The sequence below is a fragment of the Corallococcus terminator genome (genome assembly GCF_049194865.1).
Lineage (GTDB): Bacteria > Myxococcota > Myxococcia > Myxococcales > Myxococcaceae > Myxococcus > Myxococcus terminator_A.
In genome coordinates, this window is sequence record NZ_JBLZWL010000003.1 from 197571 (window position 1) to 223398 (window position 25828).

Genomic DNA, 25828 nt, shown 5'->3' on the forward strand with positions numbered 1-25828 from the left:
CCGGCGCTCCATCCACTGCTGAGCAGGGCCTACCCCCTTCTGTCCGACAGGCGGGGACCAGCCCTGGGGTACGTGGCCGGTATCGGGTGCCTCCCCTACCTCAGGGCACCCGATATGAACGCCCTGCTGCTCGCCCTCATCCTCACGCACCCCGGCGCCGAACCGGAGGTGCTGCTCGCCCAGGCCCGGCCGCCTTCCGCCGTGCGACAGCGACCCCAGGGACACGGCGCGCCCAAGGTGCTGCCCATCCAGAATCCCGGGGCGCCCAGGCCTCCGTCGGCTCAAGGACAAGGCACGCCGGCGACGACCCCTGGAGCGCCGTCACGGCCTCCGAGCACGCCACGGCAAGACACCGCACCTCAAGGGTCAGGGGACACGTCCGCGCAAGGGCCGGGTGAGGCCACCGGGCAGAGCGACGACACGCCGGAGCCACCGCAGCCCGAGGTGTCGGACCCGCTCTTGACGCCGATGCCGCCCGCGCCCCTCCAGGTGAAGTCCTGGGACGAGGCGCTGGAGCTGGTGCGGCAGCGCTCCACCGACTTGAGGCAGGCGCTGGCCCAGGTAGAGGCCGCGGCGGGACAGGCGCGCATCGCGCTGGCGGGCCTGCTGCCCGTCATCACCGGCACGGTGGGCGTGCAGTACAACGTGCTGGACCCCGACGCGACGACCTTCATTGGCGGCGGCACGGGCGGGGGCGTGGGTGGTGGCATCGGCGGCGGGGTGGGCGGCGGTGTCGGTGGGGGCACGGGGACGGACAGCACCCTGAGACCCACGCAGCCGCCCTTCGCGGGAATCCTCTCGGCCTCCGTGCCGCTGTTCGACCTGCGGGCCATTGGCGCGCGGCGCACGGCGCGCGAGGCCCAGCGCGCCGCGGCGTGGTCTCTCGCGGAGACGCGGCGTCAGCTCAGCAGCGCGCTCGCGCGGGCGTTGGTGCAGGTGGCCGCGCAGGAGCGACTTGCCGAGGTCAACCGCGTCAACCTGCGCACCGCGCTGGAGCGGCTCGCCCTCGCGCAGCGTCGGTTGGATTTGGGCGCGGGCACCAAGCTGGACGTGGTGCGAGTGAAACAGGATGCGGAGTCCGCGCGGGCCCTCGTCGTGAGGGGTGACGAAGACCTGCGACAGGCGCGCGAGGCGCTCGGGCTCGCCCTCGGGCTGCCGCAGGCGGTGGGGCTGGCCAAGGGCGTTCGGGTGGACGAGCTGCTCCAGAGCGCGCGGAAGGACTGTCGCCAGCTTCCGGGGTTCGAGGGGCGCTCGGACCTGGAGGCGGCGCGCTCGCGCTTCACCGTGGCGCAGCGGCAGGTCAGCGAGGTGAAGGCTCAGTACGCGCCGTCGATATCGCTGACGAGCACGACGATTGCCCTCACGGTGGAGGACGACTTCGTGAACGTGCCCATCTGGAACATCGGAGCCAGCCTGCTGCTGCCCTTCTGGGACGGCGGGGCGCGCGGGGGGCTGCTGCGGCAGACCCGCGCCCAGGCGGAGGTCGCCCGCCAGCAGGTGATGGAGCTGGAGCGCTCCGTCACGGTGGAGGTGGCGCAAGCGCGGCGCGGGGTGGAGGTCTCCCAGGCCTCGCGAGACATCTCGTCGCAGGAGCGGGTGCTGGCCGAGGAGAACGACCGGCTCACCCGTCGCAGTTTCGAGGTGGGCACGGGCACCAGCCTGGAGCTCATCCAGACGGCGGCGGCGCTGCGACAAGCGGAGCTGGCGCTGGTGGTGCGCGAGTTCCAGCTGGAGCAGGCGCGCGTCGAGGCATTCCTTGCGGAGGCGGCATGCGACTGGTGAGGACATGGGGCGCGGGGTGGGCGGTGGCCCTGGCGCTGGCGGGGTGCAAGGGCTCGAAGCAAGAGGACGGCCCCCAGGGCGGTCAGGCCGGCGCGGGCACCGCCCTGCCGGTGCAGGCGCTGGCGCTGGCAACTGGCGAGGTGCAGGACGCGGGCGAGTACGTGGGCACGCTCATCTCCCGCAGCAGCATCTCCGTGTATCCCCAGGTCGCCGGCTACGTGCAGGCGATTCCGGTGCGGCCCGGCTCGCGCGCGCAGCGCGACGAGGTGCTGCTGGTGGTGGACCCGCGACGGGAGCAGGCGGGCCTGCGCGCCACCCAGGCCCAGCGCGCGGCGGCGCTGGCGCAGCGCGAGTTCGCCCGGCGCACCCGCGAGCGCAGCGCGCAGCTCCTCAAGGAGGGGCTCCAGAGTCGCCAGGACTATGACCAGGCCGTGGCGCAGGCGCAGCAGGCGGACGCGAGCGCGAGGGCGATTGAAGCGCAAATCCAGTCGCAGCGCGTGCAGCTCGGCTTCTACGAGGTGAGCGCGCCCTTCGCGGGCGTGGTGGGCGACATCCCGGTGAAGGTGGGCGACTACGTGACGCCGCAGACGCGACTCACCTCGCTGGACCAGAGCAAGGTGCTGGAGCTGTCCGTGCAGGTGCCGGTGGACCGCGCCCAGCGCGTGCAGGTGGGGAAGACGCCGCTGGAGGTGCTGGACTCGGACGGCAAGGTGCTGGTGTCCGCGCCCGCCTTCTTCGTGGCGCCCACGCCCGCCGCGACGACGCAGTTGGTGGAGGTGAAGGCCGCCTTCGAGAACACGGGGAAGCTGCGCGCGGGGCAGTTGGTGCGCGTGCGCGTGGTGTACGCGTCGCGCGAGGCCCTCATCGTGCCCACCGTCGCGGTGACACAAATCAGCAGCCAGTCCTTCGTGTACCTGGTGGGCTCCGCCGACGGAGGCGCCGTCGCGCGGCGCACGCCGGTGGACGTGGGCGACGTCACGGGCAACGACTACGAGGTGACGGCGGGGCTGGACGCGGGGGCCCAGGTCGTGGTGACGGGGTTGCAATTGCTGCGCGATGGCCAGCCCATCAAACCCACGCCCGCGAAGCCCGAGGGCCAGGGTGTGGGCGGCGCCTCCGACGCGGGCCAGTGAGAGGACTGCATGTTCACGGACTTCTTCATCCGCAGGCCCATCTTCGCCAGCGTGCTGTCCATCCTCATCACGCTGACGGGGGCCATCAGCATCCCCAATCTGCCCATCGAGCAGTACCCGGACCTGTCGCTGCCGGAAGTGCAGGTGACGGCGACGTACATCGGCGCGTCGGCGGAGACGGTGGAGAGCGCCGTGACGACGGTGCTGGAGCGCCAGCTCAACGGCGTCCAGGGCATGCGCTACATCTCCTCCACCAGCAGCAACACGGGGCAGAGCGCCATCACCGTGACGTTCGACCAGGACCGGGACCTGGACATCGCGGCGGTGGACGTGCAGAACCGCGTGGCCACCGCGTCGCCGCAGCTCCCCGCCGCCGTCAACGCGCTGGGCATCACCGTCAACAAGGCGCAGACCCAGCTGCTCACGGCCTTCGGCCTGTTCGACGCGGAGAACCGCTACGACACGGGCTTCCTGAGCAACTACGCGGACGTCTACATCCGTGACGCGCTCCTGCGCGTGAAGGGCGTGGGCGACGTGCGCATCTTCGGCGAGCGGCGCTTCGCCATGCGGCTGTGGCTGGATCCGACGGAGCTGGCGCGGCGCAAGCTGCAGGCCTCCGACGTGGTGGCGGCGCTGAGCACGCAGAACGTCCAGGTGGGCGCGGGGCAGGTGGGCCAGGAGCCCGCGCCTCCGGGGCAGAACTACCAGTTCACGCTCCAAGTCCAGGGACAGCTCGCCACGGTGGAGCAGTTCGGGGCCATCGTGGTGCAGCGCGGTCAGGACGGCTCGCTGGTGCGGGTGCGGGACGTGGGCCGGGCGGAGCTGGGCGCGGAGAACTACGCGCAGCTGTTGCGCTTCAACGGCCGGGACGCCGTGGGCCTGGGCATCTTCCAGCTCCCGGGCTCCAACGCGCTGGAGGTGCGCGACGGCGTCGTCGCGGAGCTCGACCGGCTGCAGAAGAGCTTCCCCCCGGGCATGAAGTACGCGGCCGCCTTCGACACCACCGTCGCGGTGCAGGCGTCGATTGAAGAGGTGCTCGTCACGCTGGGCGAGGCCGTGCTCCTCGTCGTGCTGGTCATCTTCATCTTCCTGCACGGCTGGCGCAGCGTGCTGGTGGTCGCCACCACGCTGCCGGTGTCACTGATTGGCACCTTCCTCTTCGTCAGCGCGTTCGGCTTCTCGCTCAACACCCTCACCCTCTTCGGCCTCACGCTGGCCACGGGCCTGGTGGTCGACGACGCCATCGTCGTCATCGAGAACGTGGAGCGCACCATGGAGGAGGGCTACTCACCGCGCGAGGCCACGCAGCGGGGCATGCGCCAGGTGGCCGGCGCCGTGGTGGCCATCGCCCTGGTGCTGTCCGCGGTGTTCGTGCCCGTGTCCTTCTTCCCGGGCACCACCGGCGCCATCTACCGCCAGTTCGCGCTCACCCTCGCCTTCTCCATCAGCCTCTCCGCGCTGGTGGCGCTGACGCTCTCCCCCGCCCTGTGCGCCCGGCTGCTGCGGCCCCAGGAGGGCCAGAAGTGGAAGGCGTTCCGCATGTTCGACAAGGGCATGGACCGCTTCCGCGACGGCTACAGCCGGCTCCTGGAGAAGCTCATCGGCCCGCTGAAGTGGCCCGTCATCGCGGTGTTCGCCCTGTGCCTCATCGGCACCGTGTTCGTATACCGGGCCACGCCCTCCGGCTTCATCCCGGACGAGGACCAGGGCTACATCATCGTCGCCGTGCAGGGCCCGGAGGGCACGTCGCTCGACTACACGCGGCGGGTGCTGCTCCAGACCGAGGACGTGCTGAAGAAGCAGCCCGAGGTCGTGGACATCTTCACCGTGGGCGGCTTCTCGCTGCTAGGCACCGGCGCCAACTACGGCACCCTCTTCGTCAACCTGAAGCCCTGGGACGAGCGCAAGACGCGCGAGGAGAGCGTGGCGGGCCTGGTGGAGCGGCTGCGCGGTCCGCTCATCGGCATTGGCGGCGCGCGCGTGCTGCCCTTCCAGCCGCCGGCCATCCGCGGCGTGGGCAGCGTGGGCGGCTTCGAGTTCGTCCTGGAAGACCAGCAGGGCGGCCGCTCCCTGTCGGACCTGGCGAAGACGACGGAGGCGCTGGTGAGCAAGGCCAACCAGTCCCCGGTGCTGCGCGGGGTGTTCTCCTCCTTCACCGCCAACACGCCGCTGCTCGACATCCAGGTGGACCGCGAGAAGGCGCTGTCGCTGGGTGTGCCCCTGGACTCACTTTTCTCCACGCTACAGGTGTACCTGGGTAGCCAGTACGTCAACGACTTCACCTTCTCCAGCCGCGTGTATCGCGTGTATGTGCAGGCGGCGATGCCCTTCCGCAGCGAGCCCAAGGACATCGGCGCGCTCTATGTGCGCTCGGCGAGCGGGGACATGGTGCCGCTGGAGTCCCTGGTGAAAATCAAGCCCATCACCAGCGCGCAGAACATCCAGCACTACAACCTGTATCGCTCCGCGGAATTGAACGGGCAGGCGGCCCCGGGCTCCAGCAGCGGCCAGTCGCTGGAGGCCATGGAGGGCGCGGCCCGCGAAGTCCTGCCGGAGGGGTACACCTTCGAGTGGACGGGCCTGTCCCTGGAGCAGAAGGAGGCGGGTGGGCGCGTGCTCCTCATCTTCGGACTCGGTATCGTCTTCGTGTTCCTGGTCCTCTCCGCGCAGTACGAGAGCTTCGCCCTGCCCTTCGTCATCCTCCTCGGGGTGCCGGTGGCCATGCTCGGCGCGCTCGGGTTCCAGAACCTGCGCGGGCTGCAGAACGACGTCTTCTGCCAGGTGGGCCTGGTGATGCTGGTGGGCCTCTCCAGCAAGAACGCCATCCTCATCGTCGAGTTCGCCGAGCAGCTGCGTCACGAGGGAAAGAGCGTGACGGAGTCCGCGATTGAGTCCGCGCGCACACGCCTGCGTCCCATCCTGATGACGTCCATCGCGTTCCTCATGGGAGTGATACCGCTGGTGCTCGCGTCCGGCGCGGGCGCGGCGGCGCGCAAGTCACTGGGGACCACCGTCTTCGGCGGCATGTTGCTGTCGACCTTCGTCAACCTCATCTTCATCCCCGTGCTGTACGCGGTGGTGGAGTCCGCGCGCTCCCGTCTTCTCAAGCGGCACGAACACGCACGGCCCGACGGCGGAGGAACACCACCGCCTGGCGAGCCGCCGCGTCCGCAGCCAGCCTGAGCCACGTGGCGGGGCTGATACGACCCAATATCCCAAGCCGGAGGGTTCGCTATCCTCCGGTGATTCATGGCCCGCTCCATGCCCCTCGACGTCCAGCGTCGTCGGCTGTACGCGCTCAAGCGCGCTCCCGCGTTGCGGCACACCAGCAACACCGTGCTCCTCCAGATGTTGGATGTGGCCTGGGATGTCACATGGGCCAAGGACACGGTGCTGTGCGAGGAGGGCCAGGAGGCCCACGGCTTCTTCCTGCTGCTGGAAGGAGAGCTGGAGGCACACCGTGACGGCGAATTGCTGCTGACACTGCGCCCTGGAACCCCGCTCGGGTTCGAGGCGCTGATGGGCGGCCACTACTCCGTCACCGCGCGCGCGGCGACGTCCTGCAAGGGCCTCTTCTTTCCACGCGACGGCGTGTGGACGCTCGTGCAGGCGCGCGCGGGGCTGAGACAGGACCTGAAGCGGCTGCTGGTCCACGCCGAGCCACCGAAACAAGAGGACCCGCTGCCACACGTGGAGGTGGTGACCTTCGCGAGCGAGGTGCGAGACGCGCCGCTGTCCCGCCTCATCGAGCTGGTGGCCAAGGTCATCACCCACGACTTCAGGGACAGGGTGTTACTGGTGCGCACCGCGGAGCCGGGCTCGGACGAGCTGCCGGTGAAGGGCGCGGACGGCGTGCTGCGCGCCACGGTGGCGGCGCCCGAGCCCGGTGCGCCGGGACGCCTGAGCGTGGAGCGGCTGCGCGAGCTGGCCCGGGAGCACGACCCGCACTACGTCTTCCTCGACGGCTGCCGGGTGGCGGGCGACGCGCCGCTGGTGGACAAACACGTGCGGCTGGTGACGCGCCACGAGGACACGCGCGTCTCCCGCTCCGGCAAGCACCGGGTGCTGCCCACGGTGGTCATCGACCCGAAGCACCCGACGCGGGACACCGAGCTGCGAGGCCAACCGCACGAAGGCCCACGCAAGGATGCCCACGTCCTGCCACCTTGTCGCCTGCGGGTGGACCTGCGTCGGCTGGCCGCGCTGGAGGTGGACGCGAGGCCGCTGAAGGAGGTGGGCCTGAGCCCCGCCGAGCGGGACGCGCTGTCACGCTGGGCCCGGGCCATCACCCACCGTCGCGTGGGGCTGGCGCTCAGCGGCGGCGGCGTGTGGGGCTTCTACCACGTGCACATCTTGCGCTGGCTGGTGGAGCACCGCGTGCCGGTGGACTTCATCAGCGGCTCCAGCATGGGCTCGCTGGTGGGGGCGTACTTCTGCGGCACCGCGCTGGACGGGCACAGCGGCCTGGGGGGCCTGCACCGACTGGAGGAGCGGGCCATGAGCCACAGGCTGTCGCTGGCGGCGATGGCGGCCGTCGTCACCACGTACTCGCTCGAGCACCTGGTGGCGAGTGACTTGGGCGACGTGGGGCTGGAGGAGCTGCCCATCCGCTTCCTGCCGGTGGCGACGGACCTGACGAGCGGCGAGTGCGTGGCGTTGGACAGGGGCCCCGTGGCACGCGGAGTGCGCGCGAGCGGCTCCGCACCCGGACTCTGGGCTCCTACCCTGGTGCCTCCCGCACGCTATGTGGACGGCGCCTTCACCAGCATGGTGCCCGCGAGCGTGCTGGTGAGCGCAGGCGCGGACCTGGTGTTCTCCAGCAACATCTTCCCCTTCGGCTTGCGTGCGACAGCCTGGATGCCGGAGACCCGTGTGGGCCGCTTCCTCGCGGGGCTCAATCCTGTATCGAGGGCGCTGGACCTGATCGCCAGCGGTGTGTTGCTGTTGCATCACAGCGGTGACGCGGAGAGCTCGATGGCGGACGTGAGTTACGACATCCGGTCAGCGGACACCCCGCTGCGGACGGCGATGGAGTTCAGCAAGGCGCGAGACATCCTGAAGCGCGCCGCGTCGGATGAAGCCCTGGCCTGGAAGCTCGAGGACCTCCAGGCCCACTGGGAGCAGATGCGCCTGCACTGCGGTCCCCATGGGCGGCGCAGCGGAGGGCAGCAGGCCGCATGATTCCCGTGCGAATCCTGGGAACAGCGAGCCTGCAACCCGGCCCCGCGGTGACGACGGAGGCGCTGTGCGCGCGCGTGGGCCGTGACGCCACGGAGGTGCTGCGCAAGACGGGCATCCGCACGCGCCACTTCGCGCCGCCAGGAGTGAAGGCCTCGGACGTGGCGGCCCAGGTGCTGCGCGGCGCGCTGGAGGCGGCGGGGCTGGAGGCGAAGGCGCTGCGGCGCATCTTCTGCGTCTCGTCCATGGGCGGCGACGTCACCACGCCCGCCACGGCGAACCGGGTGGCGGCGGCGCTGGGCCTGTCCGGAAGCTGCGACGCGATGGACCTGAGCAACGCGTGCATGGGCTTCCTGAGCGCGTTCGACCTCGCGGCGCGCTCGGTGGCGACGGGGCTGGGGCCGGTGGGCATCGTCTCCGTGGAGCTGCTGTCGCGCACGACGACGCCGGACGACCCCAGGCCCTACCTGGTGCTGGGGGACGCCGCCGCCGCCGCGGTGCTCGGGGCCGGACGACAGGGTGAAGGCGTGCTGGGCGTGGCGCTGGGCAACGACGGCACGCTGCCCGCGGACGTGGTGCTGGAGAACCCTCACGCGACGGGCAAGCCGGAGCGGATGCGCTTCCTGACGCCCAACAAGGCGATGACGCGCGTGGCGCTGGACGCGCTGCTGCGCGCCTCACGCACCGTCCTGGAAGAGGCCCGGGTGGACTTGCGCGACGTGGAGTGGGTGCTGACACATCAACCCAACGGGAGGATGTTGGAGGTCGTCCTGGACGCGATGGGCGTGGCGGAGGAGCGCGGGGTGCGCGTGGTGGACACGGTGGGGAGCGTGGGCTCCGCGTCGCTGCCCACGAGCCTGGACCGGCTCTTGCGCACCCGTCCGGTGAAGGCCGGCGACCGCATCCTCATGGTGGGCGTGGGCGCGGGCGTGGCGCACGGCGCGGTGCTGTACCAGGTGGGAGGATGAAGCGCGCTGGCGGACTGCCGCTCGCCGCGTGGCTGGGCACCTTCGGGTGGCTGCGGCGCTACCATCGCTACGAGGTGGTGAACCTGGAGCCGCTCCTGCGTCCGGGGGCCAAGCTCATCGTCGGCTATCACGGGCGGCCGCTCGCGGTGGACCTGTGCATGCTGACGGTGACGCTGCACGAGCAGCTGGGCTACCTGCCGCACGGCGTGGCGCATGGCGCGTTCGAGCGCATCCCCGGCATGCGCGCGGTGGTGGACGGGCTGGGCTTCATCACCCAGGACGACCCCCGACTGGCGGAGGCGGTGGCGCGAGGTGAGCACGTGCTGTTGCAACCCGGTGGCACCCGCGAGGGCTGTCGCAGCTTCCGGCATCGCTACCGGGTGAGCTGGGGAGAGCGGCTGGGCTACCTGCGGCTGGCGGTGCGCTACCGGCTGCCGATTGTCCCCGTGGGGGGCAGCGGCATGGATGACGCCTACGTGGGCCTCAATGACGGGTACGCGCTGGGGCGACGCGTGGGGATGCCGGCGCGGATGCCGCTGTGGCTGGGGCTGGGCGCGACGGGGGTGTGGCCGCTGTCGCTGCCCTTCCCCGTGAAGATGACGCAGTGGGTGGGAGAGCCGCTGACGCGTCATCTGGAGCCGGGCTTCGACGCGGGCGACAGGGAGTCGATGTTGGGAGCACACCAGGAAGTGGCAGGCGCCGTGCAGGCACTGCTGGACCGGGCACGCGGCCGGCGGCCCGGGACGATGGACTGAGCGAAGCAGGGAAGGCAGCGGAGCGATGAGCGATTCGGAGGAGGAGAGAGGCACCGGAGAGCGACAGTGGGCGCTCATCCTGGGGGCCTCATCGGGAACGGGCGCGGCGATTGCCAACGCGGTGGCGCGCAAGCCCGGGCTGGACGTGTTCGGAGTGCACCGGGGCCGCTACGTGGACAGCGCGGCGCAGGTGGAGCGGCAGGTGCGGGAGGCGGGGCGGCGCGCGCTCCTGTGGCAGGCGGACGCCTCCACCCCCGAGGCGGCGGAGGCGGGGGTGCAAGCCTTGCGTGAGGTGGCGGGGCCGCGCTCGGTGAAGCTCTTCGTGCACTCGATTGCGGGGGCCTCCGTGGGGAGATTCCTGTCGGAGGGAGAGGACCGGCTCCACGCGCGGCGCATGCGCAGGACGTTCGACACGATGGCGCACTCGTTCGTGTACTGGGCGCAGGCGCTGGTGGCCGGGGACATGCTGGCGCCGAACGCGCGGCTGCTCGGACTGCAGAACTCGCTGGACGAGACGCACCTGTCGAACACGGCGCTCATCAGCGCGTCGAAGGCGGCGCTGGAGATGTACGTGCGCTACCTGGCGATGGAGCTGGGCGGCAAGGGGCACCGGGTGAACCTGCTCAAGTTCGGCACGGTGCTCACGCCCGCGCTCAAGCACGTGTACTCCCCCGAGGCCCTGGCGCGACTGGAGGCGGCCCACGCGCGGATGAACCCCGCCGGACGCATGTGCACGCTGGAGGAGGTCGCGACTTTCGTCAGCGTGCTCACCGGCGACGAGGCTGGCTGGTTCAACGGCGCCACCATCGACTACTCGGGCGGCATGACGCTGCGCCTGTTGGACCTGGTGCTCAACCCGTGACGGGGGCCACCGCGAGGGTCGGCATCCGGAAGCGCAGACAGTAGAAGAACGGCGACACCTGTTCCTCCAGCACGTCCGTCGCGCGGGAGGGCAAGAGCTCCCGGGGACAGTGCGCGTCGCGCGTGTAGAAGGTAATCGCGCGGAACGCGGCGCGCTGGAGGAGCGAGGGCCTGCGGGCCGCGTCCAGCTGCTCGTCCACCACCACCACGGGCGTGCCCGGCTTCGCCACGCGCGCCAGCTCCCGCAGGCCCGCGGCCGGGTCGCGATAGCCGCCAATGCCTCCCACGCTCAACACCCGGTCGAACATGCCCGAGGGGAACGGCAGCGCGTGCCCGTCCGCCATCATCAGCCGCACGCCCGGATAGCTCCCCTTGCGCAGCCGGTGCTGGCAGCGCCCCAGCATCCCCTCGCTCAGGTCCACGCCCCAGACCTCGGCCTCCTGTCCGGAGGCCAGCTCGCGGCGGATGAGCGGCAGGTTCGCTCCCGCGCCCACGCCCACCTCCAGGATGCGCGGCGGCGCGCCGTCCTCGCCAGGACGCAAGGCGCCCAGCTCCAGGCGGCGCAGATAGCCCGCGCGCATCTTCGACTCGGACACGGACTGGAGCAGCGGCGTGAGCACCGTGGTCAGCGGGTCATGCAGCGCCGGGAGCCCGTCGTAGATGACGCGCATCAGCCGGTCCGTGCCGCGCACCGCCTCCTCGCGGTACAGCCGCGCGAGGCCCCGCTTCACCGGCCACGCCTCGCCACAGCCTCCGCAGCGCAGCCAGCCCCACGACAGGCGGCCTTCGTCCTGCTGACCGTGGAACACCAAGGTCCCCATGCAGTCCGGGCAGGCCAGCTCCGCGACGTCCCCTTCTTCCAATCCGCTACGCACCCGGACTTTGTAGCACCCTCGCCCGGGCCAGGTCGTCTCGCGCGCCCATCTGTTCGAAGCGCTCCAGCGCGCGTGTCAGATGCAGCCGTCGCGCCGGGTCATCGGAGGGCAGGTGTCGGGCCAGCTCGAAGCGCGCGCGCGCCTCATCGTACGCCGTCTCCTTCGCTGTCGCCACGGCGACACACTCGCGCCACGCGTCGTACGCGCGAGGTGCATCACCCGACAGCCACGCCTCGCACCCGCGCCACAGCTTCGCCGCGGGCTCCGCGAAGGGGAACACCCGCGCGAAGCTCTCCACCGCGCGGCACGCCGCCCGCGCGTTCTCCATCAGCGACACGTCGTGGCCACCCTCGCGCTCCCACAGCGTGAGCAGCACCTCCGCCACCGCAGTGACGGGGAAGTAGATGAAGTGCGCCACCGACTTGCCCGCCACCAGCTTCGCCAGCGCCTTCTCCGCCGCCACCCGCGCGCCCGCCGCATCCCCTTCGCGCAGCCGCAGGAGCGCCAGCGTGCCGTCCAGGATGATGCGGTCCGTGAGGCCGCCCTGCGCCTCCGTCCAGGCCACCGTCTGCTCCAGGGCCGCGCGCGAGCGCTCGTGCTCCCCCAGCCGCAGGTGGATGTACCCCTGGTAGTGCAGCGCCCAGTGCTGCGTCTGGAGCGCCCCGCGACGGCGCGCCGAGTGCTCCATCCAATCCATCAGCGGAAGGCCCCGCTGGAACTTCCCCTGGTAGCACGACACCACCGTGAGCAGCGCGCGGCACTCCTCCGCCAGCCGCAAGTCGCCCACGGAGTCGACGATGCCGATGGCCCGCTCCAGCCACGCCTCCGCCTCCGCCCACCTGGCCATGTACGCCGAGTACACGGCGTTGCGACACAGCACGTAGGCCAGGTCCGCGGGGTTGCCCATGCGCTCGGCCACGTCCCGCGCGCGCCCCACCCACGCCTCCGCCACCGGGCGCACCGGCACCGTGCCCGCCACCACCGCCATGTTGGTGTAGCCGCGCGCCAGCTCCGACGACGCGCCCGCCGGCTCGCACAGGTTGAGCATGCGCAGGCCCGCCCAGAGCACCGGCAGCGCCTCCTGCCCGTAGATGAACGCGTCCGTCAGCCGCATCAGCAGCCGACCCGCGACACGGCGCACCCGCCGCCGCTCCTCCGTCTCCACGTCGTACGCGTCAGGGCGCGCGCTCTGCGCCAGCCGCAGCCCCACCTGCACCAGCGTGCCCACGGCCCAGCCCATGCGCGTGGTGGGCACCGGCCAGCCGAAGTGCCGCAGCGCCCGCTCCGCATGCCCCCGGAACGCCGCCAGCTCCCCCAACTGGAAGCGCGCCTCCGCCAGCAGCGCCTCCAGGTGGCCCAGGTGCAGCGAGTCGCGCGCGGGCACCCGCTCCAACGCGCGCGCGAGGAAGGGCAGCGCCTCGCGACAGGCGCCGACCCTCAAGGCCTCTTCGCCCGCGCGCTGCGCATACGCCGCCTCGCGCGCGGAGTCGCCCGCCTCACCCCAGTGGTAGCAGAGCGCCGCCGTCCGCTCGGAGCCATCCGGATACGCGGCCTCCATCGCCTCCGCCACCCGGCGATGCAAGAGGGGGCGCTCCGCCGCGGCCAGCTCCTCCAGCACGCCCTCGCGCAGCTTGTCGTGCGCGAAGCGCCAGTGCCCGTCCGCCACGTCCAGCACCGCCGCCGCCGCGCAGTACGACAGCCAGCGCTCCACGTCCACGCCGGGCGCCGCGTGCTTGAGCAGCGTCACGTCCACCTGACGCCCGACGATGGCGGCCACGCGCAGCAGGTCGCGCGAGCTGGCGGACACCTTCTCCAGCCGCCGCCGCACCAGCCGTCGCACGCCACCTGCGAACACGCGCTCCGGCAGCGGCATGTCGCCCAGCCTGTCCAGCCCGCCCGCCTCCTCCGCCAGCGCGCGCGCCACCTCCACCAGGAAGAACGGATTGCCCTCCGTCTCGCGGCGCAAGAGCTCCACCAGGTGCGGCCTGCTTCCGGCAGGGCCAATCATCGACTCGCTGAGGACCGCGATTTCGACCGCGTCCAGCCGGGGCAGCCGCAGCACGTCCAGCCCGGGCAGCTGCGTGGGCAGCGTGGGGGCCTCGTCATCGCGGAAGCTGCCCAACAGCAACAACGGCAACCCCGTGGCGCGAGCGGCGAGCCGCGACAGCAGCAGCAGCGACTCCGCGTGGGCCCAGTGCAGGTCCTCCAGGAGCACCACCGTGGGCTGCGTCAGCCGCGCGAAGATGTCCTCCACCACTTGCAGCAGGCGCGCCTGCGCCATCTCCGCGCCCAGCTCCGCGGGGTCCGGCACCGCGCGCCCCAGGATGAGCTCCAGGTCCGGCACCAGCGGCTTGAGGACGCTGGCCTCGCGGTCATCCAAGGGCGTGAGGATGGACAGCCAGCGCAGCACCGGGCGCCACTCCTGATACGGACTGCCGCCCGCGGCCACCGCCTGGCCGCGCAACACCACCGCGCCGCGCACCAGCGCCAGGGGCCGCAGCTCGTCGAGCAGGCGCGACTTGCCCACCCCGCTCTCTCCGCCCACCAAGAGCCCGCTGCCGCGCCCCAGGAGCGCCGCGTCCAGCACGGAGGACAACAGCGACAGCTCGCGCGCGCGGCCCACGTAGCGCGCGGCCTGCAGGAAGCTCTCGCGCGTGGTGACGGACTCGGAGGGCACGGGACGACGGGTGGCGGCGCACAGCGCGGCAATCACCTCGTCCGCGCTGCGAGGACGGCGCCGCGAGTCCTTGGAGACGAGCCGGTCCAGCACCTCGTGGAGCGCCTCCGGGAAGTCCGGCGGCGCGGGCGGAGCCTTCCCGTCGAAGGGCAGCCGCCCGAAAATCATCTGGCACGCCATGGCGCCGACGCTGAAGAGGTCCGTCACCTCCGAGGGAGGCTCGTCCTCGAACAGCTCCGGCGCCAGATAGCCCGGCGTGCCGCCCGGCTGCGCGCGGTGCACCTGCTCGCGCCCCACGGCGAGCCCGAAGTCGAGCACCTTCACCTGCCCGCGCGCGACCAGCACGTTGGCGGGCTTGAGGTCGCGGTGGATGATGCCCCGGCGGTGCAGGTACGCGAGCGCCTGGAGCGTCTGCACCAGCAGGTCCACCTGCACGTCGAGCGGCTGATTCGCGCCCTCCTGCACCAGGTGCCGCGCATCCTCCAGCAGGTCCATGGCCAGGTACGGCCGGTGCTCGGCGTCGAAGCCGTAGTCGAGCACGCTGATGACATGGGGATGTCTCACCGAGGCCAGCGTCTGGAACTCGTGAGCCAGTGACAGCGCCAGCTCATGGCGCGCGGCGGAGGACGGGGTGTTCTCACCCGGCGGCGCCTTCACCAGGTCTTCCACCGTCTTGTGCAGCCGCTTGATGGCCACCGGGCCGTTCAGCAAGTCCTGCGCCCGCCACACCGTGCCCGCACCACCCCGCCCCAGGAAGTCGGCGATGCGGTAGCGCCCACCGATGACCTCACCGTCGAACAGACGGCGCGCCGGGTCCTCGAGCCGAGGCTGTGTCGCATCCAGTGGGATTGAACGCATGTGCGGGGGGCCGCCCGCCGGCATGATAACGAAGATTCAGGTTATCCGGGGGGTTGCTTTCCCCCGGCTGATACACGGGTTGTTACACACCCGCCACGGGACAACCTTTCCACCGCCCTCCAGGGTAGGAGGGCCCGACTGCTGGAATGTTCAGCGGCCGATGAGGCTCGCCAGGCCCCGGCCGCCCTGGACGGCGCCGAAGATGAGCGCGCCGAAGTAGCCGATGGTGCCCAGCGTCATGCCGTGGCCCGCCAGGATGGCGTAACCGTCACGCTGAAGAATGCCGATGGCGAAGAACAGCGCGGCCAGCGCGGGCAGGGTGTTGCTGAACGGAATCAGGCCGAACGGCGCCATCAGCAGCACGCCGGCGACGAACAGCATGAAGCCGTTGAAGCGGTTGGTGCTGGCGCCGTGGGTGAGCACGAGCAGCCGCGGCTTGCTCAAGCGGTCCACCTTGGTGAAGACGTCCGCGCCCTTCTCCAGCGCGGGCTGGAGCGACGCGCGCGCCAGCTTCCTGTCCAGCAGCTTGCGCGGCAGCCAGGGCACGCGGTTGAACGTCACGCCCACGCCGATGAGGACGATGAGCGCGCCGAACACGGTGGAGACGCCGGGCACGGACACCGGCAGGAGGAAGGGGAAGGTGAGGATGCAGCAGAAGAGCAGCAGGCCCTGCTCACCACACGCCTGCATCAGCTCGCGCACGGTGAGCGACTCGGGCAACCGCGCCGCCAGGGACCGCAACGTGGCGGACAGCTGGGTCTGGGTGTCGGAGAACTGAGCGGAGGGCGAGGACGACGAGGGCGTGGACATGGACGCCCGCTGACTACCACGACCCGACGGCCCTGGGTCAGCTCCAGGCGATGTCGTACACCGCTTCCTCGCCCTCCCGACGGACCACCTGCACGGAGGGGTGACGAGCGCCGCTCGCCTCGAGTCCCGCGAGGAACACGCCCACATAGAAGCCCGCCACCACCACGGGCCGGCAGGTGAGCGCGTAGTGCCCGGGCCCCCGAGGCTCCAGCGTGGCCTCCAGGTAGTTGGTGCCCGTGCGCAGGTTGCGCGTCATCCGCGCCAGCATCCGTTCAGGTCCCAACAGGCGCACCGTGGTGAGCAGCGCGCTGCCGATGAGCGTGGAGCCGAAGCCCTCGACGAAGCGGCGACCCACGACGGCGGCGCCCTCCTCCAGCGGCATCTGCGGCGCCAGCGTGTCGGCGGCCACCTTCAGCGCGCCCAGCCACACTTCCAGCGGATACGCGGGCGCCAGGCGCCCCTTCGTGTCGATGCCCACCTGCTTGAGCCGGCCGACACAGCGCTCATCGAGCTGGTCTCCCAACGCGCGGATGAGGCCTTCAAAGCTCTGGGGGAAGACGAGAGGCTCGCGGGTGTCCAAGGCGGGCGGATGCTACGCACAGGACAGCGCGCTCCGCATCCGGCAGGTTGACGAATTCGAGGCGGATTGAAACATCCACGGGTGAACATCTGTCTCGTCCTCCGGGATGACCCAGGGGGTGCGCGTGCCTATCTCGCAGGCGCATGCGCGGGTGGGTGGCCTTTTTGGTGGCGGCGTCGGTGCTGACGGGGTGTCCCGTCGCGTGCACGAAGGAGCGGCCGAAGCCGTTCCAGCTCACGGGTGAGGTGGGCTCGCACGGGCCGGACTTCGCGGTGGCGCTGTATCAGACGGTGGGCGTGCGCATGGCGCCGGGCAACCGGCTGACGTGGGCCAACAACGGCGCCGTCTTCGACGTCATGGAGGAGGAGATTCGCCGCGCGCGCTCCTCCGTGCACCTGGTCATGTTCATCTGGCGACCGGGGCGTGCGTCGGACCGGCTGGTGGAGGCCATGACCGAGCGGGCGCGCGCGGGGGTGACGTGTCGCGTGCTGGTGGACCCCCTGGGCAGCGCGGGCTTCGAGACGAACGTGAAGCCTCGCCTGGAGGCCGCGGGCTGCCGGGCGCATCTGTTCCGACCGTTGCCCGCGGACGAGAACCTGGCGCGCAACCACCGCAAGCTGCTCGTCGTGGATGGACGCGTGGGCGTCACCGGCGGGCTGGCCATCCAGGACGAGTGGCTGGGCGAGGGCCTGCGCGAGACGGAGTGGCGCGACACGAACGCGCGCGTGGTGGGCCCGGTGGTGGAGCAGATGCAGCAGGCGTTCGCGGAGAACTGGCAGGAGACGACGGGGGAGCTGTTGCCCGTGAGCGACTTCCCCACGCTGGCGCAGCCGGTGCCCGGGCTGGACGACGCGGGCGCGGGCTGGGCGGCCTTCGTGGGCAGCACGGCGAACCCGGAGGTGACGCGCGCGGAGCGGCTGACGCAGCTGATGGTGCGCGCGGCGACGAAGCGGCTGTGGATTGCCCAGTCGTACTTCACGCCGAACGGGCCGCTGTCGGAGCTGTTGCAGGAGCGGGCGCGCGCGGGCGTGGACGTGCGCGTGCTGGCGCCCGGGGACCTCAACGACCAGGGAATCATCACCGTGGCGCAGCGGGCGACGTATGCCTCCCTGCTGGAGGCGGGCGTGCGGGTGTGGGAGTACCAGCCTTCGATGATGCACGCGAAGACGATGCTCGTGGATGACCGGCTCGTCCTGGTGGGCTCCATCAACTACGACCCGCTGTCCTTCAACGTGCTGGAGGAGGGCTCGCTGGTGCTGGAGGACCTCAACGCCGCGAAGCAGATGGAGGCCTTCTTCCTGGAGGACCTGTCACACGCGCGCGAGGTGGGCGACACCGGACAGGTGCGGCGCTGAGGATGAGCGGAGCGCTGGGCAGCTTCGCGCCAGTGTGCTGAAAGAGGGGCCACCCTCTTCCTGCCGCCGGAGCCGCCGCCCATGACGCAGCCATCCCGCCTTCTCTTCGTCGCCGGAGCCACGGGCGCCACGGGGCGCAACGTGGTGAAGCAGGCCCTGGCGCGCGACGTGCCGTTGATTGCGCACGTGCGCCCCAAGAGCGCGGACACGGAGCCCGCGAAGAGCTGGCCGCGCAAGGCCGTCGTCGAGCTGGCGAGCGGCGCGCCGCTGGCGGAGGCGATGAAGGGCAGCACCACGGTGCTCCAGCTCATCGGCACCATGCGCAAGCGCTTCGCGTCGGGAGACACCTACGAGACGAGCGACATCGGCACCACGAGGCAGCTCGTGGAGGCGGCGAAGCACGCGGGCGTGGACCACCTGGTGCTGCTCAGCTCGGTGGGCGCGGGCCGGCCGGTGGGGGCGTACCTGAAGGCGAAGGCGGAGGCGGAGCGGCTGGTGCGCGAGAGCGGCATCGCCTGGACGGTGGTGCGCCCGCCCGCGTTCGAGGGCGAGTACCACCGCCCGCCCGCGCTGCTGCGCACGCTCTCGAAGCTGCCGCTGCTGGGCGGACTGCGCCCCATCCACCTGGACCAGCTGGCCGCGGTGCTGCTGCACGTGGCCGTGAAGCGAGCACCGCTGAACACGGTGCTCGAAGGGGACAGCTTGTGGAACGAGGTGGCGTCGACCGGAGCGTGAGCCCGGTCGACGGAAGGTCCCCCCGGGCTCGAGTTCCGGGAGGACCGCCTGCACTTCCTGCTCAACGCACCAGGGCGGTGCTTACGACGGGGCGCGCTCCGAGTTCAGCTTGAGCGCCTCCTGAATCAGGTGCCGCAGCTCCGGGCCATCGACGAGCTCGGAGACGGACAGCCGACCGAAGTTCAGGCGGGTGAGCACCCACGTCTCCTTGCCCTTCAGGTCCGGCGAGCCCGCCTCGGTGAACTCGGGCGGGAGGTCATCCGGCCCCTCCGGGCGATAGGCCAGGAAGACGTCCGGGACGGTCATCCCCTTGCCTTGCGGAGAGAACCGCTCGGCGAGCGTCTCCGCGGGTGAGTGCCCCGTGATTTTCCCGAAGGAGAGCGCATAGCCGAGGAAATCACTGATGACCTTCTTCGGGTCCTCACTGACGTCGAGAATCGGTCCTGCTGGGCGAACGGTGCGCATGTCTGTTCTAGCTAGCATGGGTTGGCCTCACCTCAACGCTTGAGCTGGGGGTTGGAGAGGTTCTCCTCGGAGACCCACCAGCTGTTGATCTTCCCGATGCCCGCTCCCGTGGGGTCGGGGTCGCGCGCGACAATCACCTTGACCGTGGTGGGCTTGCCCGACGCATCCACGACGGGCACGTCCACGGGAATCAGTCGGTCGTTGGGACCGGCGTTCTTCAGTGCATCCGACGCGTGCTGGTAGAGCTGGTTCTCGAAGCGGGAGAGCGCTTCAGACCCGGGCCCCTCGAAGAGGGTCTTCGGCACCGCGACTTCCTGGCCGTCGTACTTGTAGTTGATGACGCTGACGTCGATGTCGGTCGTCTCACCGGGCAGGCGGAAGCCGAGCTTGCGCTCCTGGGTGGTCTCCATCTTGTCGCCATAGGTGGCGACGGTCTCGTTCCAGGCCTCGCGGGTGTGGCCTCCCGAGAACCCGGCCTCGCGGAAGGGCCTCGAGGACCGGATGTTGAGCCGGTAGCCGGGAGGCGGCTCGTCTCCAGGCGTCCACGTGAAGCTCTTGCCGTCGCTCGTCGTGACGCGGACCTGAGGCGCGGGCTTCGGCTCAGACGGCAGCAGGAAGCCGTCCTTCGCGTTGAACTTGACCTTCCCCAACGTGGTGCCGTCGGCGTTGAGCACCTCGACCTTGGTCTTGCTGTCGAGAGGAGCCGTTCCCGGCCTCGCCTCCAGCGCGACCACGGCGGTCGTCGGGTCCACCTTCTTGCCGTTGGTCAGGTTGACCGGCGCCGCCTGATTGACGTTGGCGCGGTCCTCGAAGTTCGTGTTCGCCAGGTGGTCGCGCGCATCCTGCATGCCCGTGGTCGTCGCGTTCAGGCGCGAGACGTCATCCAGCATGGCGACGAAGCCGCGGCCCTTGTCGACCGAGTCCACCTGCCCCGCGTGCTGCGTGAGCTGGCGCTCGACGCTGGCGATGCGCGCCTCCAGGTCCTTGAGCTGGTCGGCCGTCGCGGGCGTCGTCTTGCCGGCCGCGCCGGAGACCGCCTCGGTGAGGCTGGCCTGCGTGGCCTCCAGGTTCTTGAGGATGCCGGAGAGCTTCTGCACCTCCAGGTTGGACTCGAAGCCCTGGCTGCCGTAGCCGGGCATGCCGGTGATGGCCTGCTTCACCTTGTCGATGAGCTGGCGCACCTTGCCCATGGTGCCCTCGTAGCGCTGGAGCACGCGCGCCGTCTCCATGTGCGCCTGGATGTCCTCCTTCGTCGCGTCCGGGCCCGCCTCGATGTGCACCTTGCCGTTGTCGTAGCGCACCTGCGTCGTGCGGCCCTGGAGCTCCGGGTTGCGCACCACGGGCACGGCAGGACGTCCCGTGTTGTCGGTCCCCACCTCGGGCCGCGTGGGAGTCGCTGTCGGCGGCACGGGCACCAGCTGTCCCGTCGCCGGGTTCACCCGGTACTCGGTCGGAGTCGTGGGCCTGTTCTCCACCGTGTTCTGGGGAGGACGGCCGGTCTGCTCGGGTCCACCCGTCGGAGTGCCCGGGCTCGTCGTCGTGGTGCCGGGGCTCGTCGTCGTGCCCGGCTTCGGCTTGTTCGTACCGTTGGTGCCGTTCGTACCGTTGGTCCCGTTCGAGCCATTGGTCCCGTTCGTACCGTTCGAGCCATTGGTGCCGTTCGACCCGTTCGAGCCATTCGACCCATCGCTGCCGTGGCGTCGGCGTCCGCCGAGGCTGACGGTGGTGCCGGCGCCGCCGTTGCCGCCCTCGGCCGTGACGTCGCGGTGCCGAGCGCTGAGCTCGAAGTCGACGACGCCCAGCTTCGCGCCGACGGCCAGCTCGCGGTCCGTGAACGAGCCGGTGGTGAACCGTGCATCCACGTCCACGCCTTCGAAGGCGGTGTCGAACTTCCCGTCCATCAGGTTCTTCGTCACCTGCTGGAGCTGCTCACCCTTCAGCCCGCTGATCTCCGCGGTGAAGAACTGCCCCTTCGGCCCCGCGTCCACCGAGCCCTCCACGGAGATGCTCGTCTCCGCGGGCCCCGCGAACGGCGCGGTGCCCGGGCTCGCCAGGAACGCCAGCACGTCCTTGGCGTCCAGCTTGCTCGCGTCCAGCGGGATGCTGGTCTCCAGGCTCACGGAGCCGGTGATTTCGCCACCGAGGTTGAGGCCCGCCGCGCCCTTGAGTCCGCCGGCGATGCTCGCCGCGCCGGAGCCCTCGATTTCGAGCGACCGCACCAGGTTGGTGGGCTTGCCCTTCTCGAACTCCACCCGGAAGCTCGTCGTCGCGCCGATGCTGGCGGACAGCTCCGCGCTGGCCGGGCCGAACTTGCCGCCGAGGCCCGCTTCCGCCTCCGCGCCGATGTTCACCTCCATGGCCGACAGGTGGTCGAGGAGGAACTTGTGGTCCTCGCCGCCGGACGCCAGCGCCGCGGGCCCCTTGCCCAGGATGACGGCCGCCTTGGCCGCCTCCTCCGGCGTGTCGAACGTCATCTCCATGCGGCCACCAGCCGACAGGGACGCCGAGCCCACCAGGCCCACGCCCACGTCACCCGTCACTTCGGCCGAGAGCTGGTACTTGCCGTCGGAGGTCTTCTCGACCTCGACTTCGCCCTCGATGCCCGCCTTGAGACCGACCTTGACGTCCAGGTTGCCGCTCAACGTCAGCGTGTCGCCGGCGCTGTTGAGCTTCTTGATTTCGTCCGCCACCGCGCCTTCGATGGGCGCGGTCACCTGGTCGATGACGTAATCAATCGGCTTGAGCACCACGTCCTTGGCGAAGCCCAGCGCGTCCTTGGCGAAGTCTCCCGCCATGCCCGCCAGGTCACTCAGGCCCTCGGTGACGAAGTCCTTCGCGTCCTGGTACCAGGGGAGCTGGCGCTCCTTGTCGAGCTCCTTGGGCTTCGCGCCCGACGCAATCTTGCCGTCGGCGCCCGTCTCGAACTCGACGTGGTCGTACTTCCACCGGTTGTCGTCCGCCTCCTGGAGGCTCTTCACCTCCGTGGGCTCGTGCTTCATCTGCAGCTGGCCGTCGGGCCCCACGGTGCCGGAGGACTTCAACGACGTCTGCGTCCGGTTCGCGTAGCCGTCGTCGAAGCGGCTGCCGTCCGGGTCATACCCCGTCACGGTGGTGTTGCTGGTGATGTTGCCCTGCGTCTGCCGGGTGAGCGCGGGCAGCGAGTCCGCGGACGCGGCGTCCTTGGGCCCGTAGGTGACCTCCTGCTGGCTGCGCGCCACCTGCACGCCGTTGCCGTTCTTGTCCGACGCGAGCGGCTGCGTGGACACCGACTCCGTCTTCTGCGTCGAGGTGGCGGGCTCGCCCTTCGCGTTGAAGCGCGTCTCCTCCGTCAACGTGAGGCTGGACTCGCCGGGCTTGAGGGAGGTGGGGTCCCGGTTCGTGTCGTGGTGGTCTTCGCCCTTGGAGGCGTCGTTGAGGGCCTTGTTCTGCTTCGCCTCGAAGTCGCTGACGGCGTTCGCGTCGAAGCCCGGAGTGTGGATCTCCGTCTTCTTCACCTGCTTGGCGGGCAGGCCCTGCGCGTTGAACTCCGTGTCCGTCGTCACCGTCGTCGGGCCCTGGGGCGTGCCGGGCCGTCCCACCAGCGCCGCCGAGGGCTTCTCCATCCGCACCTCTTCGGCGCGCGACTGGGGCAATGACGTGGAGGGGTTGAACTTCGTGGTGGACGTGGTGGTGGTGGCGCCCGTCTCCGGGCTCTGCGTCGTCTGGCTCTTGCGCGACTCCAGGCTCGTGGTCTTGCCCTTGGCGTCCGCGGACTTCGTCCACGACGTCTCGAGCGTGCCACCGTCCTTCGGTGCCTCCTTCGCCGTCACCGTGGACGTGTAGCTTCCGTCCGGCTTGATGGTGACGGTGTTGCCGCTCTTCGCGTCGGAGAGCTGCGTCTCGCCGGTGAGGGCGTTCTTCTTCACGTCGTACGTCGCGCCGGAGGACGGGTCCTTGAACTTCTCGCCGTCCTTCAGCTTCGTGGCGTCCTGGACGTCCTTGGCGTCCACCGCGTTGAGCGCCTCGGGGGGCTTGTCGCCCGCCGCGACGGGCTGCTGCGCGGGGGCCTCGGCCTTCGGCGGCGCGGCGGTGCCGAGCAGCTTCTCCAGCTCGGCCTTGCGGCTGGTGCCCTCGAAGGCGGAGACCAGCTCGTTCTTCTGAGGCTTGACGCTGTCGATGTCCTTCTGCGTGAACGGCTGAGGCTTCTTCTCCTGGGTGGCGGCGGTGTTCGCCTTGCCCATGGCCTCTTCGGCCTTCTTCGCGGTGAGGGCCACCTTCTCCTCGGCGGCCTGGAGCTGCTTCTCCGCGGCGGCGGTCTTCTGCGCGGCGGCCAGCTTGGCCTTCTCCGCGTTGGCGGCCTCCGTCTTCGTCTTCTGCGCCTCCTCGGGCTTCTGGCCGGGCTTCTGCGCGTTCTTCTGCGCGTCGGCGGCGGCCTTCTGCGCGGCGGCTTGCTGACGGCGTGCGGCATCCGCGGCCTTGCGTGCGGCTTCAGCGGCCTTGCGGGCTGCCTCCGCGGCCTTGCGTGCGGCCTCAGCCGCCTTGCGCGCTGCTTCCGCTCGTTGGCGAGCTTCCTCGGCGCGACGTGCTGCTTCCGCCGCCGCTGCCGCGCTCGAACCTGAACCACCACCCGTGGGTGACAGACCGCCCATGGAACAATCCCCTTTTCGTCAGACCTGACACCCTATTATCGAGAAGGCAGGCTCCGGGTTACGTCCCGACTTCCGATCGCGCCGCGGATAGTTGCCGAATGAGGCCTATCTGGAAACAGGCGCTCAACACCGACAGCCTTGCCTGGTTGGGTGGCATGGACTGGCATGGCCTTGGCGCAACTGCTTGCGGCGGCGCCGGGTGAAGGCTGTCTTGCCAGCACCGCGTCTGGGGTGGGTCGCCCGCACAGCCCGAGGGCCCGAGGGATGGCCTCACCAGAATTCAGGGAGTCACATCAAACCAACCAGGTTGTCCGGTTCGCTGTGCGGAACGTGGGGTGGTGAACAGCGGCTCGGGGCGTCGGGGACGCGGTAGTTTGGGGTCCTTGTTCATTCTTCGCCCGAGACCGCCCATGCATCGTTTCCTCGTCGCCGCCCTGCTCACGCTGTCTCTCGCTGCCTGCTCGGACGACCCCGACCCGGTACCGCCCACGACGGATGGCGGCGCGGACGCGGGGATTCCCGATGGCACGGATGCGGGAGCGGATGCTGGGACGGATGCGGGCTCGGATGGAGGGACGGGGCCCTCGCCGGATGCGGGCAGCTCGCACGGCACGGGGAAGCTGCCGTGTGACAGCACGGGCACGGTGGTGTCCAACAACCAGACCTATACGTTCTGTGTCGCGCAGGTGGCGGGCGTCGAGCTGAAGATCGTGGAGCCTCGCGTGGGCATCGTCCCCGTGCCGATGAACCTGGCCATCTACCTGCATGGTGACGGGGCTCGAGCGCACACGGGGAACACGGCGCCGAGGCTGCAGGCCCCGTGGGCGTTCGACCACGACACGCTCTATGTGTCAGCGCTCGCGCCGAACAAGTGCGCGTGGTGGACGAAGCCTTCGTTGACGACGTGCACGGACACCCCGACGGAGGCGGACCGGGATGTGGCGGGGGACAACGCGCGGGCGCTGACGGAGGTCATCGATACGTTGCGCAAGAGGTGGGACCTCAACAACGAGCCCATCCTGTTCGGCGGGTCTTCGGGTGGCGCGGTGCTCCTCACGGCGAGCTTCCTGCCGAAGTATGGCAATCGCTATCGCGGCATCTATGCGCTGGGGTGCGGTGGAGAGGCGCCGTGGAGTGGCTCGCTGGACTGGGACAGCACGCGGCCCGAGGTGCGTGGGCCGACGAAGCTGTTCTATTCGTACGGCGACCAGTACGAGCACCTCACGGACATCCAGGCCAGTGTGACGGCGTACCGCGGGTTCGCGGTGCCGCTGGAGGAGAACGTCACTGCTGGAGCCGCGTACTGCACGCTCGACCATATCGGAGGAGTGAAGGACATCTGGGCGGGAGCGCTGGACGCGAAGTAGTCGCGGGTGGGGTGCCCGGCCGTCCATCTGGGCGGCCGAGGCGCGCCTGTCATTCCGTCAGTCTCCTGTCGCAACAGCCTCGCATCTGGAAGGAGTCTCTTTTGAAAATCTCGAACATCCCCTTCTGCACGACGGACTGGAGCAAGCTTCAGCCCACGGAGCATCCCGGGGAGACAGGCAAGGCGTTCTGGCGAACGCTCCAAGCGGGAGACATCCGGGTCCGGCTCGTCGAGTACACACCGGGGTACGTGGCGGACCACTGGTGCAGCCGGGGACATATCTTGCTCGTGCTCGAAGGGACGCTGCTCACGGAGTTGAAGGATGGGCGGCGTTTCGAGCTCGGGCCGATGATGAGCTACCAGGTCGCGGATGACGACGGAGCCCACCGCTCATCGACCGAGACAGGGGCGAAGCTCTTCATCGTGGACTGACGTCACGGAGAGGCTTTGCCCGTGGTCCTCCTGGTCGTCCCGGAAGCAGAAGGTGCTCGTCCGCCCTACCTGTCCACTGTCGAGGCCGGCAGGTGCTTGCCTTTGATTTCTTGGTTGTACGGCTTTGGGAGGTGGATTTCTCCCAGCCAGCCCTCCAGGCGGCCACCGGACTCGTGCCGCTCTCGGTCCTGGATGCACGAGCCGGGCCCGAGCGCGCGACCTGGGCCGAGGAGCGCTTGCGACAAGCCAAGGATATCTCATCGCAAGAGAGGCTGGATTTGCTCGTCGTCCTGGACCCTTACGTCACGCCGCTTCGGAAGCGAGCGGCTCAGCCCATCCTTGAGGAGCATCATGATCGACTCACCTTTCT

General features: G+C 70.3%; 17 protein-coding genes. 11 read left to right on the forward strand and 6 right to left on the reverse strand.

The features are described from left to right. Positions 1 to 114: 114 nt before the first annotated feature. The 7 genes from ACN469_RS04885 (at position 115) to ACN469_RS04915 (ending at position 10678) form a co-directional block, all read left to right on the forward strand. The gene (locus ACN469_RS04885; RefSeq protein ID WP_498764611.1) at positions 115 to 1782 is read left to right on the forward strand and encodes a TolC family protein; all 1668 of its coding nucleotides are present in this window, start codon (positions 115 to 117) and stop codon (positions 1780 to 1782) included. Then, positions 1770 to 2915 (forward strand): efflux RND transporter periplasmic adaptor subunit, encoded by a 1146-nt coding sequence (locus ACN469_RS04890; RefSeq protein ID WP_498764613.1) that lies wholly within the window; start codon positions 1770 to 1772, stop codon positions 2913 to 2915. Before ACN469_RS04885 ends, ACN469_RS04890 begins: the two co-directional genes overlap by 13 nt. A gap of 9 nt (positions 2916 to 2924) precedes the next feature. Further along, positions 2925 to 6098, forward strand: coding sequence for an efflux RND transporter permease subunit (locus ACN469_RS04895; RefSeq protein ID WP_498764615.1), 3174 nt, complete (start codon positions 2925 to 2927; stop codon positions 6096 to 6098). Positions 6099 to 6176: 78 nt separating this feature from the next. Then, positions 6177 to 8096, forward strand: a complete 1920-nt coding sequence (locus ACN469_RS04900; protein ID WP_498764617.1) for a patatin-like phospholipase family protein — start codon at positions 6177 to 6179, stop codon at positions 8094 to 8096. Then, complete coding sequence (locus ACN469_RS04905; protein WP_498764619.1) at positions 8093 to 9061, forward strand: 3-oxoacyl-ACP synthase III family protein; 969 nt, start codon at positions 8093 to 8095, stop codon at positions 9059 to 9061. The genes ACN469_RS04900 and ACN469_RS04905 overlap by 4 nt, the downstream gene beginning before the upstream one ends. Beyond that, entirely contained in the window at positions 9058 to 9816 is a 759-nt protein-coding gene (locus tag ACN469_RS04910) for a lysophospholipid acyltransferase family protein (protein ID WP_498764622.1), read from the forward strand. The genes ACN469_RS04905 and ACN469_RS04910 overlap by 4 nt, the downstream gene beginning before the upstream one ends. 25 nt (positions 9817 to 9841) lie before the next feature. Continuing rightward, on the forward strand, positions 9842 to 10678 hold the full coding sequence (locus ACN469_RS04915; RefSeq protein WP_498764624.1) for an SDR family oxidoreductase: 837 nt from the start codon (positions 9842 to 9844) through the stop codon (positions 10676 to 10678). Here ACN469_RS04915 and ACN469_RS04920 read toward each other — a convergent pair. From ACN469_RS04920 to ACN469_RS04935, 4 genes are all read right to left on the reverse strand, one after another. Beyond that, complete coding sequence (locus ACN469_RS04920; RefSeq protein ID WP_498764672.1) at positions 10668 to 11498, reverse strand: class I SAM-dependent methyltransferase; 831 nt, start codon at positions 11496 to 11498, stop codon at positions 10668 to 10670. The genes ACN469_RS04915 and ACN469_RS04920 overlap by 11 nt on opposite strands. Before the next feature lie 46 nt (positions 11499 to 11544). After that, a complete protein-coding gene (locus ACN469_RS04925) occupies positions 11545 to 15087 on the reverse strand; it encodes a protein kinase domain-containing protein (RefSeq protein ID WP_498764626.1) in 3543 nt (1180 codons plus the stop codon). Between the two features lie 150 nt (positions 15088 to 15237). Then, positions 15238 to 15897 (reverse strand): exopolysaccharide biosynthesis protein, encoded by a 660-nt coding sequence (locus ACN469_RS04930; protein WP_498764628.1) that lies wholly within the window; start codon positions 15895 to 15897, stop codon positions 15238 to 15240. A gap of 37 nt (positions 15898 to 15934) precedes the next feature. After that, positions 15935 to 16477, reverse strand: a complete 543-nt coding sequence (locus ACN469_RS04935) for a DUF2378 family protein (RefSeq protein ID WP_498764630.1) — start codon at positions 16475 to 16477, stop codon at positions 15935 to 15937. Positions 16478 to 16632: 155 nt separating this feature from the next. On the opposite strand from ACN469_RS04935, the gene ACN469_RS04940 reads away from it, so the two are divergent. After that, complete coding sequence (locus tag ACN469_RS04940; protein WP_498764632.1) at positions 16633 to 17832, forward strand: phospholipase D-like domain-containing protein; 1200 nt, start codon at positions 16633 to 16635, stop codon at positions 17830 to 17832. An 81-nt stretch (positions 17833 to 17913) separates the two neighbouring features. Beyond that, entirely contained in the window at positions 17914 to 18567 is a 654-nt protein-coding gene (locus tag ACN469_RS04945; RefSeq protein WP_498764634.1) for an SDR family oxidoreductase, read from the forward strand. An 81-nt stretch (positions 18568 to 18648) separates the two neighbouring features. On the opposite strand, the gene ACN469_RS04950 is transcribed toward ACN469_RS04945, so the two are convergent. Both ACN469_RS04950 and ACN469_RS04955 read right to left on the reverse strand, forming a co-directional pair. Then, the gene (locus ACN469_RS04950; protein ID WP_498764636.1) at positions 18649 to 19032 is read right to left on the reverse strand and encodes a hypothetical protein; all 384 of its coding nucleotides are present in this window, start codon (positions 19030 to 19032) and stop codon (positions 18649 to 18651) included. Positions 19033 to 19064: 32 nt separating this feature from the next. Further along, positions 19065 to 23660: a hypothetical protein gene (locus ACN469_RS04955; RefSeq protein ID WP_498764638.1), complete on the reverse strand. Its 4596-nt coding sequence runs from the start codon at positions 23658 to 23660 to the stop codon at positions 19065 to 19067. A 410-nt stretch (positions 23661 to 24070) separates the two neighbouring features. On the opposite strand from ACN469_RS04955, the gene ACN469_RS04960 reads away from it, so the two are divergent. Both ACN469_RS04960 and ACN469_RS04965 read left to right on the forward strand, forming a co-directional pair. Beyond that, positions 24071 to 25027 (forward strand): alpha/beta hydrolase, encoded by a 957-nt coding sequence (locus ACN469_RS04960; protein ID WP_498764640.1) that lies wholly within the window; start codon positions 24071 to 24073, stop codon positions 25025 to 25027. Between the two features lie 101 nt (positions 25028 to 25128). After that, positions 25129 to 25458 carry a DHCW motif cupin fold protein gene (locus tag ACN469_RS04965; protein ID WP_498764642.1) on the forward strand — a complete coding sequence of 110 codons (330 nt, stop codon included), beginning with the start codon at positions 25129 to 25131 and terminating at the stop codon, positions 25456 to 25458. The last annotated feature ends 370 nt before the right edge of the window (positions 25459 to 25828 follow it).

Excerpts from the sequence above, each read along its gene's own strand:
- ACN469_RS04945 (WP_498764634.1), top strand. The coding sequence starts at position 17,914 with ATGACGCAGCCATCCCGCCTTCTCTTCGTCGCCGGAGCCACGGGCGCC.
- ACN469_RS04885 (WP_498764611.1), top strand. The coding sequence starts at position 115 with ATGAACGCCCTGCTGCTCGCCCTCATCCTCACGCACCCCGGCGCCGAA.
- ACN469_RS04910 (WP_498764622.1), top strand. The coding sequence starts at position 9,058 with ATGAAGCGCGCTGGCGGACTGCCGCTCGCCGCGTGGCTGGGCACCTTC.
- ACN469_RS04955 (WP_498764638.1), bottom strand. The coding sequence starts at position 23,660 with ATGGGCGGTCTGTCACCCACGGGTGGTGGTTCAGGTTCGAGCGCGGCA.
- ACN469_RS04960 (WP_498764640.1), top strand. The coding sequence starts at position 24,071 with ATGCATCGTTTCCTCGTCGCCGCCCTGCTCACGCTGTCTCTCGCTGCC.
- ACN469_RS04915 (WP_498764624.1), top strand. The coding sequence starts at position 9,842 with ATGAGCGATTCGGAGGAGGAGAGAGGCACCGGAGAGCGACAGTGGGCG.
- ACN469_RS04950 (WP_498764636.1), bottom strand. The coding sequence starts at position 19,032 with ATGCGCACCGTTCGCCCAGCAGGACCGATTCTCGACGTCAGTGAGGAC.
- ACN469_RS04925 (WP_498764626.1), bottom strand. The coding sequence starts at position 15,087 with ATGCGTTCAATCCCACTGGATGCGACACAGCCTCGGCTCGAGGACCCG.
- ACN469_RS04900 (WP_498764617.1), top strand. The coding sequence starts at position 6,177 with ATGCCCCTCGACGTCCAGCGTCGTCGGCTGTACGCGCTCAAGCGCGCT.
- ACN469_RS04895 (WP_498764615.1), top strand. The coding sequence starts at position 2,925 with ATGTTCACGGACTTCTTCATCCGCAGGCCCATCTTCGCCAGCGTGCTG.
- ACN469_RS04905 (WP_498764619.1), top strand. The coding sequence starts at position 8,093 with ATGATTCCCGTGCGAATCCTGGGAACAGCGAGCCTGCAACCCGGCCCC.
- ACN469_RS04920 (WP_498764672.1), bottom strand. The coding sequence starts at position 11,498 with ATGGGGACCTTGGTGTTCCACGGTCAGCAGGACGAAGGCCGCCTGTCG.
- ACN469_RS04930 (WP_498764628.1), bottom strand. The coding sequence starts at position 15,897 with ATGTCCACGCCCTCGTCGTCCTCGCCCTCCGCTCAGTTCTCCGACACC.
- ACN469_RS04890 (WP_498764613.1), top strand. The coding sequence starts at position 1,770 with ATGCGACTGGTGAGGACATGGGGCGCGGGGTGGGCGGTGGCCCTGGCG.